We start from the raw sequence: 16,107 nt of genomic DNA, 5'->3' as shown, positions 1-16,107 counted from the left end.
GTGGCGAAATATTGCTTGGGCCGGCGCTTCGGACAGGCGGCCTTGCAGGGGAGCTCATCCCTTGGAGCGCCGCGGCGGCGCCGGCTCGAACCGCCATTCCGGGCCGCCCCGGCATTTGACTCCGGCGAGAGTCGCCGTGCCGCCGCGATCGAGCGTCTCCAGCAGGCGCGAAAGCTCGTCGCCGCGCGGCTCGGCCCCGGGTGCGATCCGCCTCAGCATCGCGAGAAGCAGGCGGCGGCGAAGCTCGCCAGGCACCCCCGTGACGTCGAGCCGCGCTTCGGCCGTGTCGCCGCCGGCACGTGCCTCGACCAGCCGCTCGACGGTCCAGTCCAGCGCCGCATCGGCCTCGGCCAGCGCGGAAGCGCTTCGCGCGAGCGCCGGCGGGTCGATCCAGCCGGCATCGCCGATGTGCCGGCGGGTCCGGGCTCGGTCGAATCTTTCGTCGACATTGGTCGGATCGGCGACCGGCGCGACCCCGGCGGTGCGAACGATCGCCGCCAGCTCGGCGCGGCGCCATCCGAGCAGCGGCCGCGCAACCCGTCCGTTGACGGCCCGCACGCCGCTGAGTCCCGCCACCCCGGCGCCGCGGTTGAGCCGCATGAGCAAGGTCTCGGCCTGGTCGTCGGCATGATGGGCGGTAAGGATCCAGTCCAGCCCGCATTCCTGGCGCCAGGTCTCGAGCAGGGCATAGCGAGCCCGCCGCGCCGCCGCCTGCACGCTGCCGGTTATCGGTTCGGCGGGACGCAGGATGCGATGGCCGATGCCGATCCGGGCGCACAGGGCGGCGACGAAATCGGCTTCGGCCGCGGCTTCGGCGCGAAGGCCATGATCGACGGTCGCGGCCAGGACCGTGGCGGGCGCCGCCCGTGCGGCAAGGAGGAGCAGGGCCAGGCTGTCCGCTCCGCCCGACACGGCAATCCCGATCCGGCCGGCCGGGCTTCCGGTCAGCGTCTCCAGATCGGCGCGAAACCGCTCGACCTGCTCGGCGGTGGGACCGCCCGCAGCCGCTTTGGGGCCGCTGTCCGTCCTAGCACTCCGCGTCGGCGCGCGCCTGCGGCAGGCGCTGGCGAAGGAAGTCGCGCATGTTTGGGTAGACCTGCTCGAGCTCGCCATAGACGCGGCATGCCTCGGGCTTGCGGTTGAGCCGGGTCAGCGCCTGGCCGAGGAAAAAGAGACTGTCGGCCGCGCGGGCGCCGCGCGGATTGTCCTGATAGTTGGCGAGGAAGATGCGTGCCGCGCTGGCGGGCTTTCCGTCGTCCAGAAAGGCGCGGCCCTGCAGGTTGCGCATCCAGCTCGCCCAGGGGCTGTCCGGGAAGCGCTCCGCCGCGGCGCCGAGCGATTCCTGCGCCTGGGCGAACTGGCCGGAATCCCAGAGGCGGAAGCCGGCATTATAGGCGGCTTCCGCATCGTCCGCGGCCGCAGCGGGGGGCGTGCCCGCGGGGGCGGCATCGGCGGGGTCCTCGCCAGTGGCTTCTTCCTCGGCGGGCTCCGTGCCCGACGACAGCGGCGGCGCGGTCAGCGCGCCCGCGGCCGGGCGGCTGGACTGCTCGATCCGGTCCATCCGACCCTCGAGATCGGTGCGAAGCCGCGCGATCTGCTCCTCCAGCTGCCGGGTGCGATAGCCCTGCTCCTCGACCTGCCCGGTCAGGGTGCGCAACTGCGTCTCGAGCGCGTCGACCCTGGCGGAGAGGCTCGACATGGCATCGCCCGACAGGTTGGGACGCGCCGGGGCGCCGGTCTCGGGAACGATCTCGGGCTCGACGAACTGGGCACGGCCGTTCGGAAAGACGCGGCGCTGGACCGCGCGCATCTCCTGCTCGAGCCGGTCGACCCGTCGCTCGACCGGATCGGCCCGCTGTGCGAGCGCCGGCGACGACGCGCCGGCGAGAAGGACCAGTCCGATCAGAAGGCTACGCATCACTCTCCCCCAATGGCATTTTCGCGGGTGACATTATTGGACGATCGTTCCTGTCGCCACCCTTAAGCGGCTCGAATTCGGAACCTTTCGGCTATTGCGGCGGGACCGGTGCCGCCGTGGCCGGCGGCGCGGCCTGCTGGAGCCGTGCGGCGAGCGCCTCGGGCCTCAAGCTGACGTCGGCGACGGTGCGCTCGACCGGCTCGAGCGGACCGATGTCGCGATCGCCGATCAATACGCGAAGGACCTGCGGCCGTGCGGTGCGGATCACCGGCTGCTGCGCAGCCGGCGGGATCGCGTAGCGCTGGCCCGGCGCCATGATTCCCTGGAAGAGCGTCCCGCCTTCCGCCTGGTCCTCGATCCGGACCCAGACCTCTTCGGTCGCGGCGAGGGTCACCGGCTGTCCGGCGAGCGTCTGGGGCTGCGCCGCCGGCGCGGGACCGGCGGATCCGGCCGCCGCCGGCGCCTCGGCGGGCGGCAGGGTGACGGTTGCGGCCGGCTGGTCCTGCGCGTCGAGCGAACTGCGCCAGACCAGATAGCCGATGATCAGCACGACGAGCAGAGCGGCGGCGATCAGGGCCAGCGAAAGTGGCGGCACCCGCGCGGGATCGGCGGGCTCGTAATATTCGGCCACCGGCGCGCGCGAGCGCAGCCCGCCCAATTTGTCGCGCAGCTCGCGACCGAGTTCGGCGCCGTCCAGGCCGACGGCATTCCCGTAGGAGCGCACGAAGCCGACGCAATAGGTGACGGCGGGAAGCGCGTCCCACTCTTCGTTCTCGATATGCTGCAGATGCCGGATCGGGATGCGCGTCTGGCTCGCGACGTCCTCCAAGGCGAGCCCCTTGGCCTCGCGCGCCTTCTTCAGCCGCTCGCCGATCGACGCGGTCTGGAATTGAGTCTCATATTCCTGCTCCGCCATCAGCTAATCCCGTTTCCCTGCGCCTCGCCTCCCTTGCCGCCATCATCGGAAGGGGAGGCGGTTGTCAACCGGCGCCTGCGCCGGCACGGCCGCACCGCCGCTCAGGCCATGGCGACCTTGTTCTTCTCCGCCCAGGCGGCGAGCGCCGCGCGCATGTCCGGCGGCGGCTTGTCGAGCAGCCGGTCGAGCAGCGCCGTGGCCGCCCCGCCGTCGAGCGAACGGATCATCGCCTTCACCGGCCCGACGCCGGCGGGGGTGATCGAAAGGCGCCGGACGCCGATCCCGACCAGGGCCATCGCTTCCAGCGTACGACCGCCCATCTCCCCGCACACGCCCACCGGCACGTTCGCGGCGTCGGCGGCGCGCACCACTCGCCTGAGGAAGCGCAGGATCGCCGGCGAAAGCCAGTCGTAGCGCTCGGCGAGCAGCGGATTGGAACGGTCGGCCGCGAACAGGAACTGGGTGAGATCGTTGGTGCCGATCGACATGAAGTCGATCCGCGGGAGCAGCAGGTCGAGCATCTCGGCGAGCGCCGGAACCTCCAGCATCGCACCGTAGCGGACGCGCGTCGGCAGCCTCTTCTTCCGGCCGGCGAGCCAGGCGCGCTGCTCCTCGACCAGCGTTTTGGCCTGGTCGAACTCCCACGGCTCGGACACCATCGGAAACATGATGTCCAGGTTCCGGCCGGCGGCGGCCTCCAGCAGGGCGCGGGCCTGGGCCTTCATCAGCGTGTCGCGGTCGAGCGCGAGCCGCAGAGCGCGCCAGCCGAGCGCCGGATTCTCCTCGCCATTGCCGCTGGCGTGGAGATAGGGGAGCTGCTTGTCGCCGCCCACGTCGACGGTGCGGAAGATGACCGGCTTGTCCCCGGCGGCTTCGAGCACGGCGCGATAGAGCCGCTGCTGGCTTTCCCGCCGCGGCAGCGTCGCCGAGACCAGGAACTGGAATTCGGTGCGGAACAGCCCGATCCCGTCCGCCCCCGTCAGCCCGAGCGCCGCGACGTCGTCGCGAAGGCCGGCATTGACCATCACCGCGATCCGCGTCCCGTCGCGGGTGATCGGCGGCAGGTCCTTGACCGCCGCATATTCGGCCCGCCTCTTCTGGCTGGCGGCGAGCTTGGTCTCGAACGCCTCCTGCACCGCCGGCGTCGGTCGGGCGAAGGCGGCGCCCTCGCCGCCGTCGAGCAGGACGAGGTCGCCCTCTTGGATCTGCCGGCGCACGTTCCGGGCGCGCCCGATCATCGGCACGCCCATGGCGCGGGCAACGATGGTGACGTGGGCGGTCAGCGATCCTTCCTCCAGGATCACGCCCTTGAGCTTGCGCCGGTCATATTCGAGCAGTTCGGCCGGTCCCAGGTTGCGCGCGATCAGGATCGCATCCTGCGGCAGGCCGGCCTGCGCCGCGGTGCCGAGCTGGCCGGAGACGATGCGCAAAAGCCGGTTCGACAGGTCGTCGAGATCGTGCATCCGCTCCTGCAGCAACGGATCGTCGATCTGCCGCATCCGCGTCTGCATCCGCTGGCGAACCCGCTCGATCGCCGCCTCGGCGGTAAGGCCGCTGTCGATCGACTCGTTGATCCGGCGCGACCAGCCCTCGTCATAAGCGAACATCTTGTACGTCTCGAGCACCTCCTGATGCTCGCCGACGGTGCCGAACTCGGCATGGCCCATCATCGTGTCGATCTGCTCGCGCATCCGCGCGAAGGCGGCATAGACGCGGTGCCGCTCGGCCTCGATATCCTCGGCGACCGTATGCTCGATGAGGACGCGCGGCTGGTGATAGACGGCATGGCCCTTGGCCATGCCGACCACCAGCTTCTGGCCGGCGATCCGGGCGGTGCCGGACCCGCGGCTCTCGGTCGCCGCGCTGGCGGCGCGGTCGGCGAGTCCGGCATTGGCGATCAGCTCGGACAGCACCATCGCCACCGTCTGCAGCGCCTCTATCTCGATCTCGTCATAAGCGCGCGGCTCGGCATGCTGGACGGCGAGCACGCCGATGGCCCGTTCCTTGCGCACGATCGGAACGCCGGCGAAGCTGTGGAACACCTCCTCGCCTGTCTCCGGGCGATAGGCGAATTCGGGATGGCTGGCGGCTTCGGCGAGGTTCAGGACGGCGACGTCCTTGGCGATCGACCCGACCAGCCCCTCCCCGAGCGCCAGCTTGGTGACGTGGACCGCTTTCTGGTTGAGGCCCACCGTCGCGAACAGTTCGAGCACGCCGTCGCGAAGCAGATAGATGGAGCAGACCTCGCTCGCCATCGCCTCGGCGATGATCTTGACCACCTTGTTGAGCTTGGCCTGCGCGCTGGCCTTGGATGCCATCACGTCGTGGAGGCCGGTCAATATCTCCCGGGCGGACGTGGTGGACGTGGTCGGCATGTACCGGCGCTATCATAAGGCCGGTCCGCTTCCAAATCCCGACGGCGGCCGGAAGGGTGCGGAACGAGGCTATTTCTGCTAGGATGGCGGTTCAGGAGGGTGCCATGTTCGCCATGATCCTTTCCGCCGCCGCTTTGTCCGTTGTCACGGCGTCGCCGGCCGCGAACTTCCCGCCGCGCGAGGCGCCTGCCGCCGCCACCGACGCCGCTCCGGCCTGCCCGAACCTCGCCCCGCGCTACGCCGACGAGGGCTGGGTCGTCCGCAGTCGACCGCGCCGGCTGATCGAGCTCCCGCCCGGCCGCCTCGAGCTTGCGGTGCACCGCGTGGTGGATGGCTGCCCGGTCCCGGCGGTTCTGCGCGACGGGATCGGCGGCGCCCCGGCGGATGTAAGCCGGCGCTGACGGGACTCCGGTTTCTCGGCTGTTCCGGCAGCCGCCTGCGCCCCGAGCGGCGCCCGACCCGCTTCAGCCGATCCCCATGCCGCCGATCGGCTCGGTCTCGACCGAGCTGTCGAAGCCGGCGATGAGCGGACGGGCGCGGGCGATGGCGTCGCGCACCTGCGGCAGCTGGAGCGAGGCCCGGTGGCTCTCGCGGCTGTCCCACACCTCGGTGATCCAGATCGCATCCGCGTCGGCCGGATCCTTCGCGACCACGTAGGAAAGGCAACCCGGCATCGCCTCGGTACCTTCGAGCAGGATCGCGATCAGCGCGTCGCGCCGGCCGGCGGCCGCGCGCATCTTGCCGATGAGCCCGTGCATCGCCTGTCCGGCCTGTCCGGGGACCGCAGAAGCCGGCAGCGCGACCAACCCGGCCGCGCCGGCGACGAAGGCCCTGCGCCCGAGCGCGATCATGCGTGTCCCGACCGCCTCTCGAGCGCGTGGGCCGCTTCGTCGACCAGCTGGCCCATGATCTCGGCCACCGTCTGCTCCTGCTTGACCATGCCGACCGACTGGCCGGCCATCACCGATCCGGTCTCGACGTCGCCGTCGATCACCGCGCGGCGAAGCGCGCCCGCCCAATATTGCTCGATCTGGAGCTGGGCCTCGGCCATCTCCACCTCGCCGCGGTCGAGCAGCTCGGCGACCTCGCGCTGCTTGCGCGCGAACGATTCCATCTCGCGATTCTTCAGCGCCCGCACCGGGATGACCGGCAGGCGCGGGTCGATCTGGACCGAGGTGACGGCGTCGCGAGCCGATGCGCGGATGAACGCCTTCTTGAAATCGGGATGGGCGATGCATTCGTGCGCGCAGACGAAGCGGGTGCCGAGCTGGACCCCGACCGCGCCCATTTCCAGATAGCCGGCGATCAGCCCGCCATGGCCGATCCCGCCCGCGACGAAGATCGGCACGTCGGCCGACAGCGGCGGCAATATCTCCTGGGCGAGCACCGACGTCGAAACCGGCCCGATATGGCCGCCCGCCTCCATCCCCTCTATGACCAGTGCGTCGACGCCCGATCGCACCAGCTTCTTCGCCAGGGCCAGTGCCGGGGCGAAGCAGATGAGCTTCGCGCCCCGACCCTTGATCCGCTCGATCGCGCCGGCCGGCGGGAGCCCGCCGGCGAGCACGACATGGCTCACCTCATGCTTGGCGCATATGTCGATCAGCTCGGACAGGGCGGGATGCATGGTGATGAGGTTCACCCCGAACGGCCGGTCGGTCCGTTTGCGCGTCTCGGCGATCTCCGCATCGAGCATGTCGGGCATCATCGCGCCGCAGGCGATCACGCCGAAGCCGCCGGCATTGGAGATGGCGGACACGAGATTGCGCTCCGAGATCCAGCTCATCGCGCCGCCCAGGACGGAATATTCGCAGCCCAGGAAGTCGGTGCCGCGCCGCATCAGCCGCTTCAGCCGGTCGAGCCCGACGCCGTCCGACTTCACCGCCTCCGCCTCGAGCGCGACTTCGCTGGTCATGCCGCATCCTCCGCGTCCAGCCCGTAGGCGGTGTGCAGGACGCGCACCGCCAGTTCGGTATATTCCTCGGGGATCAGGACCGACACCTTGATCTCCGACGTCGTGATGGCGAGGATGTTGATCCCGCGCCCCGCCAGCGTCCGGAACATCTGGGCGGCGATGCCCGCATTGGAGCGCATGCCGACGCCGACGGCGCTGATCTTCACGACATTGGTGTCGGTGACGATGTCGGCGAAGCCGATCTTCTCCTTCACCTTCTCCAGCTCGGCGACGCTGTGGGCCAGCGAGGCGCGCGGAACGGTGAAGGTGAGCGTGCTCTCCGCATCGCGGCGCGGCGAGGCCTGGACGATCATGTCGACATTGATGCTCGCCTCGGCCAGCGGCGAGAAGATCTCGGCGACCGTCCCGGCCCGGTCGGGCAGGCCGGTCAGGGTAACCATCGCCTCATTCTTGTCATGGGCGATGCCGGTGATGACGTTTCTTTCCATTTCCCTGTCCTCGATCGCTTCGTCGCCGACGATCAGGGTGCCCGGCCGGTCCTCGAACGAGGAGAGCACCTGAAGCGGCATGTTGGTTCGCATGGCCAGGCCGACCGAGCGCGTCTGCAGCACCTTGGCGCCGACGCTCGCCAGCTCCAGCATCTCCTCATAGGTGATCAGGTCGAGCTTGCGCGCCCGCGGCACGATCCTGGGATCGGTCGTGTAGACCCCGTCCACGTCGGTATAGATGTCGCAGCGGTCGGCCTTCATCGCCGCCGCGAGCGCCACCGCGGAGGTGTCGGAACCGCCGCGGCCCAGCGTCGCCAGGTCGCCCTCGGCGGTCACGCCCTGGAACCCGGGAATGACCGCGATCCCGCCGGTCTGGAACACCCGCTCGAGCACGGCGGCGTCGATATGGTCGATCAGGGCGGCGGCATGGCCGCTGGCGCGGATCGGCAGCTGCCAGCCCATATAGGAGCGGGCGTTGACGCCCATGCCCTGGAGCGTGATCGCGAGCAGACCGCTGGTGACCTGCTCGCCGCTCGCCACCACCACGTCATATTCACGCGGATCGTAGAGCGAGGCCGCCTCGCGGCAGAGCTGCACCAGCCGGTCGGTCTCGCCCGCCATCGCGGATACGACCACCGCTACCTGGTTGCCGCGCTCCGCCTCGCGCTTCACCAGAGCGGAGACATGGCGGATTCGCTCGATGCCCGCCATCGAGGTGCCGCCGAACTTCATCACGATCCGCGCCATCAGGTCTCCGCCATGAGCTGGACGTTCGAACCGAAGGAAAAGGGTCCAAAACGAGGCCGCGCCCTGATAGGGAGGTGCCATGCCACAGGCAAGCGACGCCGCGCCGACCATCGATCCCGCCGAGGCCGAGCATTTCGGCCGGATGGCGGCTGACTGGTGGGATCCGAAGGGATCTTCCGCCACGCTTCACCAGCTCAACCCGGTCCGTCTGCGCTACCTGCGCGACCGGGTCGATCAGCATTGGAGCCTCGACGAGCACGACCTGAGGCCGCTCGCCGGGCGGCGCGCCGCCGACGTCGGGTGCGGCGCCGGCCTGCTCGCCGAGCCGCTGGCTCGGCTCGGCGCAGCAGTCACCGCCGTCGACGCGGCCGAGGAGAATATTGCGGTGGCGCGTGCCCACGCGCTCGGACAGGGGCTGGAGATCGACTATCGCGTCGGCGGGGTCGAGCGTCTCGACGGCGCGTACGACCTCGTCACCAGCCTCGAGGTGGTCGAGCATGTCGCCGACGTGCCCGCCTTTGTCGCCGGCCTAGCCGGCGCGGTGAAGGCGGACGGCCTCCTCATCCTCTCGACTCCCAACCGTACCGCCTGGTCGCGCCTGATGATGATCACGATCGGCGAGGGGTTGGGCCGGATCCCGAAGGGCACGCACGACTGGGACAAGTTCCTGACGCCGGACGAGCTCGCCGCCCGCCTGAACGAGGCGGGGCTGGAGCCGGTCGACGTCACCGGAATCGGCTGGACGCCGACGCGCGGGTTCGGCCTGACCGACGACGTGTCGCTCAATTACCTGGTGACGGCGCGCAAGCGCTGACGCTCCGCCGGCGCGATTTCTCGGATTTGCCCGGGCCGCTCTTCGTCGGACGCCCTCGATGCCGGGCGGCTCGGCCGGCGGCTATCCATCGGGGCCACCGGTGGCGGGCGCCGAGGCCCCAGCCGCCCCGCTCGGCCGCACGGGCGTCACTCTCCAGACCGTGTTGGAAAGATCGTCGGCGACGATCAGCGCGCCCCGCGGGTCCACCGTCACCCCGACCGGCCGGCCGCGCGCGCGCCCGTCCGGTCCAAGGAAGCCGGAAACGAAGTCGATCGGCGGCCCTGCGGGACGGCCGCCGCGGAACGGCACGAAGACCACCTTGTAGCCGACGGGCTCGTTCCGGTTCCAGCTGCCATGCTCGCCCACGAACACGCCCTGTGCGAAGCGCGGTCCAAGCGTCGGCATCGAGAAAGCGAGGCCGAGCGGCGCGACGTGCGATCCGAGGCTATAGTCCGGCCGGATCGTCGCCGCGACCTTCTCGGGATTCTGTGGCCGCACCCGCGGATCGACGTTGGGCCCCCAATAGGCATAGGGCCAGCCGTAGAAGCCGCCCTCGCGCACCGAGGTGATATAGTCAGGAACGAGGTTGGGTCCCAGCTCGTCGCGCTCGTTGACGGCCGCCCATAACCGCCCCGATCCCGGCTGCATCGCCAGCGCGCTGGGATTGCGAAGACCGGTCGCATAGGGCCGGTGGGCGCCAGTCTCGACGTCGATCTGCCACACCATCGCGCGGTCGACCTCCGCCGCCATTCCGCGCTCGGTGATGTTGCTGTTGGAGCCGATGCCGACATAGAGGAATCGGCCGTCCGGGCTGGCTGCCATCGCCTTGGTCCAGTGATGGTTGATCGCCGACGGCAGGTCCGCAATCTTCTCCGGCGGCCCGCTGGCGCGGGTCTGCCCGACCCGATAGTCGAAGCGCACCAGGCTGTCCTGGTTGGCGACGTAAAGGCCTCCATTCACGAGCGAGAGCCCGTAGGGCGCGTTGAGATTCTCGGCGAAGACCGTGCGTCCTTCATAGGTGCCGTTGCCGTCCCCGTCCCGCAGCAAGGTCAACCGGTCGCCGCCCTTGACCGAACTCTTGCCCTGCTTCTTGATCAGGCCGGCGATCACGTCCTTCGGGCGCAGCGGCGGCGCGCTGCTTCCCGCTCCCTCGGCGACCAATATGTCCCCATTGGGAAGCACCAGGGTCTGCCGCGGGATTGCGAGGTCGGTCGCGATGGCAGCGATCGCATAGCCCTCGGGGACGATCGGCCGATCCTCGCCCCAGCCGGCCGGGTGGGGGATTTCCATGCTGGGAAGCAGGCCCCTCTGCTGCTGCGGAAGGTCGGGATCGGGCCCGTATTGCGCGGGATCCGGGTCGCCTCCGCAGGCGGCGAGCGACAGTGCGCCAAGGGCGCCGACCAGATACCTGCCCATCATCTCACGTCGCCCGTCCGGAAGCCGGAATAGCCGGTCCAGGCGGCGGCAATGGCCAGCAACGCGACGATCGCGGAGAGCCACAGCCCGGCGGGCATGCTCCCCCAGGCGTCCCGCGAATGAACCAAGGCGTTGATGAAGGCGAGCACCCACATGGCGAGGAGCAGGAGGAAGTAGAGTCCCGGCCGTCCTCTGCGCCGACTGCGCACGAGTTCGACGAGCGCCCACAACAAGGCGAAGGCGCCGACGAGCAGGCCGCCGGCGTTCAGCCAGGACGCGAAATTGGTCCACTGGATCTCATGGCTCGACCAGTAAGCGAGATCGCTGAGCAAGGCGCCGACGAACAGCGCGAGCGGGAAGGCCAGGAGCATGGCGTGCAGCGGATGCAGCGGTCTCGCATCGGCCCTCGCGGCAAGGGTGGCCACTTCATCTTCCTTTCGTCCGGCGAGGCGAATTGCGACGTGTCGACTGAACCGACGGTGGGGGAACGCATCTTCGGTCGTTTCGGTTTCGAAGCCGTTCGACCGTGCGGTTGATCGGCACCGAACGAACGGATCGCGGATCGCGCGGGATGCGCCGCGATCCGGTGCGGCTCGTGCGGGACACGCGCCGTCTTGGGCCACGGATGGTGCCCTCATGCGTTCTCCAGGCTCCGCACGGCGAGGCCGATGGCAGATGCCGTCTCGACGAGGAGCAATCATGACCGAACACATCGTACAGGTGCTGATCCACATTGTAGCCGTGAGCGTCGGCCTGTACCTGCTGTGGAGCCTGGTCGGCGCCATGCGCTCAATGGGACGACCCCAGCGCCTCCTCGCCGCGCTGACGGCGGGCTTGATCTCCGGAGCGGTCGTCCTGGTCGTGCGCCTGGCGCTCTGAATGAGCGGAGCGGGTGGCCGGGTCGCGTCCATCCAGTCGGTGCCCGGCTGGACAAGGCGGCCGCCGCACCGCTACCCCGCCGGACTCACGTCCCCGGCGCCGGCATCTCTCTGGCATGATCCGGCAGTTCGGCCGCGGCGCGGAAAGCGCATGGACCATCGGGCGAAGCAGGAGGAGAAGCTGCGCGAGCATGGAAGCACCACGGATAGCAACGATTATCCGAGCCATTTACCGCGCGGTTACCGAACTTCATTGGTCGGTGCTGGCGGGTGGGGTGCTGCTGCACATGGCTCTTGCCTGGATGCTGATGGCCCTTGCGGGCGAATCCGGACTCCTCGAGCCCTCGGCTTTCCTCTACTGGTACCTCACGACCGCGTCGACGGTCGGCTATGGCGACCTTTCCCCGGTGACGCAGCCCGGTCGGCTGCTGACCGCCTTCATCGTCTTTCCGGGCGCGATTGCGGCCTTCACGACGGTGGTCGCGAAGGCCCTGGCCGGGATGTCCGGCAGGTGGCGGAGGCGGCGCATGGGACTTGCTGATTACCGTGGCGAGCGGGAGCATATCGTGCTCGTCGGCTATGAAGAACAGCGTACGCCGCGGATGATCGATGAGCTCGTCGCCGATGCTGAGCCCGATCAGGACCTGATCCTGCTGGCACGGCGCGATCTTGTGAACGAAGACGATCGGATTCGCTACGTCCGCGCGCGCAGCCTTACCGCTCGTGAGGATCTGCTGCGGGCCGGCATTCCCACGGCGGCGCGGGTCATCATCTTCGCGTCGAACGACGAGGAGACGCTTGCGGCGGCCCTCGCCATCACAGCGATGAACCGCGGCGGGCACATCGTCTGCTTCTTCCAGGAGGAGGAAAATGCACGGCTCCTGACCGCTCACTGCCCGAACGTGGAGGTCGTCCTGGCGCCGTCGGTGGAGCTGGTGGTCAAGGCCGTCAAGGACCCCGGATCGAGCCATCTGCTTCACATCCTCGCCAGCCACACCGATGCGGCCGCCACCTTGTTCAGCGTGACCTGGCCGGGAAAGGACGCGCCGTTCGGCGCCGTGACTTCGCACTTCCTCCGGCACGGGGCTGTTCCCGTTTCCTGGCGGCCTGCGGGAGGCGCCAGGTCGGATTTCCGCTTCGACACCAAGGGGACCATCTCCTCCGGCGACCGCATCTTCTACGTCGCCGATCGCCGGCTCCCGGCTGATGCCCTCGCCGTTTGAACGCCGCCCCCCGGCGGACACCATGACGGCCAAGGGCAAGGGAACGTGCGGCAGGCCGCCGCCTTCGGCGTCACGCCACGGCCGTCTCGTCTCGGCTCTTGCGCATCCGACCCGCCGGGAGCATAGACCTCGCTCTTCGTCGGACCCGGCCGTGTCGGGTGGCTCGGCCGGGCGCCTATCCCCCGGATAACGATCTCTGGCTTCGCAGCAGATCGCGGATTTCGCTCCGCGGGCCGAAGCCTCGTCGATCCAGGTCTTCAGAAAAGAACATGCATAAACTCGCCACGCTTCGCCGCGAATGGCTTTCGAACCCGCGCGGGGACATCCTTGCCGGTCTCGTCGTCGCGCTTGCGCTTATCCCGGAAGCGATCGGCTTCTCGATCATCGCCGGCGTCGATCCCCGGGTCGGGCTCTACGCCTCTTTCTCGATCGCGGTGATCATCGCTCTGGTCGGCGGACGGCCCGGCATGATCTCGGCCGCGACGGCGGCCGTCGCCGTCCTGGTCGTTCCCCTGGTCCGCGATCATGGCGTCGAATACCTGTTCGCCGCGACGGTCCTGATGGGGGTCGTCCAGATGCTCGCGGCCTGGGCGCGAGTCGACCTGCTGATGCGGTTCGTGTCGCGCTCGGTCGTCACCGGTTTCGTGAACGCGCTCGCCATCCTGATCTTCATCGCGCAGCTGCCGCAGCTGATCGGAGTGAGCTGGCACACTTATGCCATGGTGGCCGGCGGCCTCGCCATCATCTATCTGCTCCCGCGCCTCACCCGTGCCGTGCCCTCGCCGCTCGTGGCGATCGTCATCCTCTCGATTCTCTCGGTCTGGCTCTCGCTGCCGGTCAACACGGTCGGGGACATGGGCGCCCTGCCGAGCAGCCTGCCCCACTTTCTGATCCCGCAGGTGCCGCTGAGCCTCGAGACGCTGCGGATCATCCTCCCATATTCCGCGACCATGGCCGCGGTCGGGCTGCTCGAATCCCTGCTCACCGCGCAGATCGTCGACGATCTTACCGACACGCCCTCGGACAAGAAGCGGGAAAGCCGCGGCCAGGGCATCGCCAACTTCGTCACCGGCTTCTTCGGCGGAATGGGGGGCTGCGCGATGATCGGCCAGTCGGTGATCAACGTGAAGTCGGGCGGTCACACGCGGCTTTCGACATTGGTCGCCGGCCTGTTCCTTCTCTTCCTGATCGTCGTGCTCGGGCCCTGGGTCGCGCAGATCCCGATGCCGGCTTTGGTCGCGGTCATGATCATGGTCTCGATCGGTACCTTCAGCTGGAGTTCGGTGCGCAACTTGAGGAGCCATCCGTGGCACAGCTCGGTGGTCATGGTCGCCACCGTCGTCACGGTCGTCTGGACGCATGATCTCGCCCAGGGGGTGCTGGCCGGCGTGCTGCTCAGCGGAATCTTCTTCGCCGCCAAGGTGAGCCGCCTCTTCGCCTTCACGTCCACCTTGTCGGCGGACGCCGCGAGCCGGGCCTATGTCTTCACCGGGCAGATCTTCTTCGCCTCGGTCGATCGCTTCCTCGCCGCGTTCGACTTCAAGGAGGTGATCGATCATGTCCGGATCGACGTCGGCCGCGCGCATTTCTGGGATATTTCGGCGGTCGCGGCGCTCGATCAGGCGGTGCTCAAGTTCCGCCGCGAGGGAACGAGCGTCGAGATCATCGGCCTCAACGAGGCCAGCGCGACGATGATCGACCGCTTCGGAACGCACGACAAGCCGGGCGCCGATGGCGCCCTCGGCGCGCACTGATGGAGAAGCATATGGTCAAGCTGCTCGCCTGCATCGACGCCTCGCTCTACGCGACCAGCGTCTGCGATCACGCGGCCTGGGCGGCGCGGCGGCTGGATGCGTCGGTCGAGGTGCTGCACGTCGTCCAGCGCAAGGACGCGGTGGCGGCGCGGCACGATCTCAGCGGCGCGGTGGGTCTCGGCGCGAAGAGTCAGCTCATGGAAGAGCTGGCGCGGATCGACGAACAGGAAGGCCGGCTCGCCCGCGAGCGCGGAAAGCTGTTGCTCGAAACGGCCGAGGCGCGGCTGCGCGAGCAGGGCATCGAACGGGTCTTGCCGGTGCACCGACATGGCGGGATCGTCGAGACGGTGATCGAGCGCGAGGCCGATGCCGACATCGTCGTCGTCGGCAAGCGCGGCGCCTCGGCCGATTTCGCGAAGGGCCATCTTGGCAGCAAGGTCGAACGCGTGGTGCGGCAGAGCGCAAAGCCGGTTCTGGTCGCCTCGCGCGCGTTCAGGCCGATCGAGCGAGTCCTGATCGCCTTCGACGGTGGGCCGAGCGCCCGCAAGGCGGTGGCGTTCGCCGCCACCTCGGCTCTGTTCGAAGGGGTGGAGCAGCATCTCGTGATCGCCGGCCCCGACAATGACCGCAACCGCGATGCGCTGCGCTGGGCCGGCGAGGTGCTCGGTCCGCGTACCAGCCGTACCGAGATCATCCCCGGAGAGGCCGAGCCCGTCCTTTCCGGCGAAGCCGAGCGCGGCGCGGATCTGGTGCTCATGGGCGCCTACGGCCACTCGCCGCTACGCACGCTGATCGTCGGAAGCACGACCACCGCCATGATGCGCAGCGTCCAGCGCCCATTGCTCCTGTTCCGCTAGGCCCTTGCCTCACCGAGGGCTCGATGCTGCTCGGTGTCCGCTGCCATCCCGATGCTCCGGGACCGACCTCCGCATGATCGCGCCGAGCTTTAGATTATTCGGCGGCTCCAGGGCTTCGCAGCCCCTCCAGCAACGCCTTGAAGGCGGGGATGACCTTGCGAGAGGCCGAAGCGGGGTCGGCGGCGTTGGCGATCCACAAGGCAGCGTCTGTCGAGGCGCCGGAGATGAGCCGCGCGGCGACGTCGGCGTCGATGTCGTTCCTGACGATCCCATCCGTCTGCAGCTGCTCGATATTGGCTCTGATCGTCGCAACGCAGCCGTCGGCCCCTGGCCAGCGTGACGGGTCGCCCAGCACGGCCGGACCATCGCGCAACATGATCCGCTGAACGTCCGGCTCCAGAGCCATCTCCACATATCCGATATTCTCTCGAACGAACCCCTCCCACCGCGTCGGCGCGGCGGCGGAGATCGTCGTCAGTCGTTCGGCGATCTCCGAGTCGATCTGACGTACGACCGCTTCCAGCAGGCCCTTCTTGTCGCCGAAGTGGTGATAGAGCGCTCCGCGCGTCAGGCCGACCTCGGCTGTGAAATCGTCCATCGACGCTTGGGCGTAGCCCTGTTCGCCAAAAGCCTTTCGCGCTGCGGCGATCAGTTTGGCACGGGTTTCGGCGATCATCTCGGCGCGCGTTCGTCGCGTCATTGGAAGCTCCGGGCGGAAAATGGGCCGCGAACAGTTGACATACGCGGCGTATGTCACCAACTCACCGACATACGAAGCGTATGTATGTCGTCGGGACACGCATCGC

16 protein-coding genes and 1 other annotated feature are annotated in these 16,107 nt (G+C 68.9%); of the genes, 6 read left to right on the top strand and 10 right to left on the bottom strand.

What is annotated here, in order from left to right; genetic code table 11:
- Positions 1-54: 54 nt before the first annotated feature.
- The 4 genes from tilS to ptsP all read right to left on the bottom strand — a co-directional run bounded on the left by tilS (position 55) and on the right by ptsP (position 5,209).
- Positions 55-912 (bottom strand): tRNA lysidine(34) synthetase TilS, encoded by an 858-nt coding sequence (gene tilS / locus EKM57_RS15040; protein ID WP_243451066.1) that lies wholly within the window; start codon positions 910-912, stop codon positions 55-57.
- Between the two features lie 115 nt (positions 913-1,027).
- Positions 1,028-1,918 carry a YbgF trimerization domain-containing protein gene (locus EKM57_RS15035; protein WP_129793339.1) on the bottom strand — a complete coding sequence of 297 codons (891 nt, stop codon included), beginning with the start codon at positions 1,916-1,918 and terminating at the stop codon, positions 1,028-1,030.
- A gap of 91 nt (positions 1,919-2,009) precedes the next feature.
- Complete coding sequence (locus tag EKM57_RS15030) at positions 2,010-2,834, bottom strand: helix-turn-helix domain-containing protein (protein WP_129793338.1); 825 nt, start codon at positions 2,832-2,834, stop codon at positions 2,010-2,012.
- 101 nt (positions 2,835-2,935) lie between these two features.
- The gene (gene ptsP, locus EKM57_RS15025; RefSeq protein ID WP_129793337.1) at positions 2,936-5,209 is read right to left on the bottom strand and encodes a phosphoenolpyruvate--protein phosphotransferase; all 2,274 of its coding nucleotides are present in this window, start codon (positions 5,207-5,209) and stop codon (positions 2,936-2,938) included.
- A 104-nt stretch (positions 5,210-5,313) separates the two neighbouring features.
- On the opposite strand from ptsP, the gene EKM57_RS15020 reads away from it, so the two are divergent.
- On the top strand, positions 5,314-5,610 hold the full coding sequence (locus EKM57_RS15020; protein WP_129793336.1) for a hypothetical protein: 297 nt from the start codon (positions 5,314-5,316) through the stop codon (positions 5,608-5,610).
- A 63-nt stretch (positions 5,611-5,673) separates the two neighbouring features.
- Here EKM57_RS15020 and EKM57_RS15015 read toward each other — a convergent pair whose 3' ends face one another.
- From EKM57_RS15015 to EKM57_RS15005, 3 genes are read right to left on the bottom strand one after another with little or no spacing between them, the layout of a single operon-like run.
- Complete coding sequence (locus EKM57_RS15015) at positions 5,674-6,060, bottom strand: putative quinol monooxygenase (protein ID WP_206185453.1); 387 nt, start codon at positions 6,058-6,060, stop codon at positions 5,674-5,676.
- A complete protein-coding gene (locus EKM57_RS15010) occupies positions 6,057-7,124 on the bottom strand; it encodes an NAD(P)H-dependent flavin oxidoreductase (RefSeq protein WP_371414152.1) in 1,068 nt (355 codons plus the stop codon). Before EKM57_RS15010 ends, EKM57_RS15015 begins: the two co-directional genes overlap by 4 nt.
- Complete coding sequence (locus tag EKM57_RS15005; RefSeq protein WP_129793335.1) at positions 7,121-8,359, bottom strand: aspartate kinase; 1,239 nt, start codon at positions 8,357-8,359, stop codon at positions 7,121-7,123. The genes EKM57_RS15010 and EKM57_RS15005 overlap by 4 nt, the downstream gene beginning before the upstream one ends.
- A 79-nt stretch (positions 8,360-8,438) precedes the next feature.
- On the opposite strand from EKM57_RS15005, the gene ubiG reads away from it, so the two are divergent.
- A complete protein-coding gene (ubiG, locus tag EKM57_RS15000) occupies positions 8,439-9,173 on the top strand; it encodes a bifunctional 2-polyprenyl-6-hydroxyphenol methylase/3-demethylubiquinol 3-O-methyltransferase UbiG (protein ID WP_129793334.1) in 735 nt (244 codons plus the stop codon).
- An 81-nt stretch (positions 9,174-9,254) separates the two neighbouring features.
- On the opposite strand, the gene EKM57_RS14995 is transcribed toward ubiG, so the two are convergent.
- Positions 9,255-10,589: a sorbosone dehydrogenase family protein gene (locus tag EKM57_RS14995; RefSeq protein ID WP_206185466.1), complete on the bottom strand. Its 1,335-nt coding sequence runs from the start codon at positions 10,587-10,589 to the stop codon at positions 9,255-9,257.
- Positions 10,589-11,014, bottom strand: a complete 426-nt coding sequence (locus EKM57_RS14990) for a DUF2231 domain-containing protein (protein WP_129793332.1) — start codon at positions 11,012-11,014, stop codon at positions 10,589-10,591. The genes EKM57_RS14995 and EKM57_RS14990 overlap by 1 nt, the downstream gene beginning before the upstream one ends.
- Positions 11,015-11,288: 274 nt before the next feature.
- On the opposite strand from EKM57_RS14990, the gene EKM57_RS14985 reads away from it, so the two are divergent.
- The 4 genes from EKM57_RS14985 (at position 11,289) to EKM57_RS14970 (ending at position 15,301) form a co-directional block, all read left to right on the top strand.
- Entirely contained in the window at positions 11,289-11,468 is a 180-nt protein-coding gene (locus EKM57_RS14985; RefSeq protein WP_129793331.1) for a hypothetical protein, read from the top strand.
- 190 nt (positions 11,469-11,658) lie between these two features.
- Positions 11,659-12,690 carry a potassium channel family protein gene (locus tag EKM57_RS14980; RefSeq protein ID WP_165357475.1) on the top strand — a complete coding sequence of 344 codons (1,032 nt, stop codon included), beginning with the start codon at positions 11,659-11,661 and terminating at the stop codon, positions 12,688-12,690.
- A 138-nt stretch (positions 12,691-12,828) separates the two neighbouring features.
- Positions 12,829-12,882: a sequence feature (sul1 is cis-regulatory element that is thought to sense ions involved in sulfur or methionine metabolism; They are found in Alphaproteobacteria), on the top strand.
- A gap of 77 nt (positions 12,883-12,959) precedes the next feature.
- Positions 12,960-14,444, top strand: a complete 1,485-nt coding sequence (locus EKM57_RS14975; RefSeq protein WP_129793329.1) for a SulP family inorganic anion transporter — start codon at positions 12,960-12,962, stop codon at positions 14,442-14,444.
- Between the two features lie 11 nt (positions 14,445-14,455).
- Positions 14,456-15,301 carry a universal stress protein gene (locus EKM57_RS14970; protein ID WP_129793328.1) on the top strand — a complete coding sequence of 282 codons (846 nt, stop codon included), beginning with the start codon at positions 14,456-14,458 and terminating at the stop codon, positions 15,299-15,301.
- A gap of 94 nt (positions 15,302-15,395) precedes the next feature.
- Here EKM57_RS14970 and EKM57_RS14965 read toward each other — a convergent pair whose 3' ends face one another.
- Positions 15,396-16,001, bottom strand: coding sequence for a TetR/AcrR family transcriptional regulator (locus EKM57_RS14965; RefSeq protein ID WP_243451065.1), 606 nt, complete (start codon positions 15,999-16,001; stop codon positions 15,396-15,398).
- Positions 16,002-16,107 lie beyond the last annotated feature (106 nt).

The organism is Sphingosinicella sp. CPCC 101087 (assembly GCF_004151485.1).
Lineage (GTDB): Bacteria > Pseudomonadota > Alphaproteobacteria > Sphingomonadales > Sphingomonadaceae > Allosphingosinicella.
This window is presented reverse-complemented; position numbering and strand designations above follow the sequence as displayed.

Coding starts and splice junctions, on each gene's coding strand:
- EKM57_RS15035 (WP_129793339.1), bottom strand. CDS start 1,918: ATGCGTAGCCTTCTGATCGGACTGGTCCTTCTCGCCGGCGCGTCGTCG.
- EKM57_RS15030 (WP_129793338.1), bottom strand. CDS start 2,834: ATGGCGGAGCAGGAATATGAGACTCAATTCCAGACCGCGTCGATCGGC.
- ptsP (WP_129793337.1), bottom strand. CDS start 5,209: ATGCCGACCACGTCCACCACGTCCGCCCGGGAGATATTGACCGGCCTC.
- EKM57_RS15020 (WP_129793336.1), top strand. CDS start 5,314: ATGTTCGCCATGATCCTTTCCGCCGCCGCTTTGTCCGTTGTCACGGCG.
- EKM57_RS15015 (WP_206185453.1), bottom strand. CDS start 6,060: ATGATCGCGCTCGGGCGCAGGGCCTTCGTCGCCGGCGCGGCCGGGTTG.
- EKM57_RS15010 (WP_371414152.1), bottom strand. CDS start 7,124: ATGACCAGCGAAGTCGCGCTCGAGGCGGAGGCGGTGAAGTCGGACGGC.
- EKM57_RS15005 (WP_129793335.1), bottom strand. CDS start 8,359: ATGGCGCGGATCGTGATGAAGTTCGGCGGCACCTCGATGGCGGGCATC.
- ubiG (WP_129793334.1), top strand. CDS start 8,439: ATGCCACAGGCAAGCGACGCCGCGCCGACCATCGATCCCGCCGAGGCC.
- EKM57_RS14995 (WP_206185466.1), bottom strand. CDS start 10,589: ATGGGCAGGTATCTGGTCGGCGCCCTTGGCGCACTGTCGCTCGCCGCC.
- EKM57_RS14985 (WP_129793331.1), top strand. CDS start 11,289: ATGACCGAACACATCGTACAGGTGCTGATCCACATTGTAGCCGTGAGC.
- EKM57_RS14980 (WP_165357475.1), top strand. CDS start 11,659: ATGGAAGCACCACGGATAGCAACGATTATCCGAGCCATTTACCGCGCG.
- EKM57_RS14975 (WP_129793329.1), top strand. CDS start 12,960: ATGCATAAACTCGCCACGCTTCGCCGCGAATGGCTTTCGAACCCGCGC.
- EKM57_RS14970 (WP_129793328.1), top strand. CDS start 14,456: ATGGTCAAGCTGCTCGCCTGCATCGACGCCTCGCTCTACGCGACCAGC.
- EKM57_RS14965 (WP_243451065.1), bottom strand. CDS start 16,001: ATGACGCGACGAACGCGCGCCGAGATGATCGCCGAAACCCGTGCCAAA.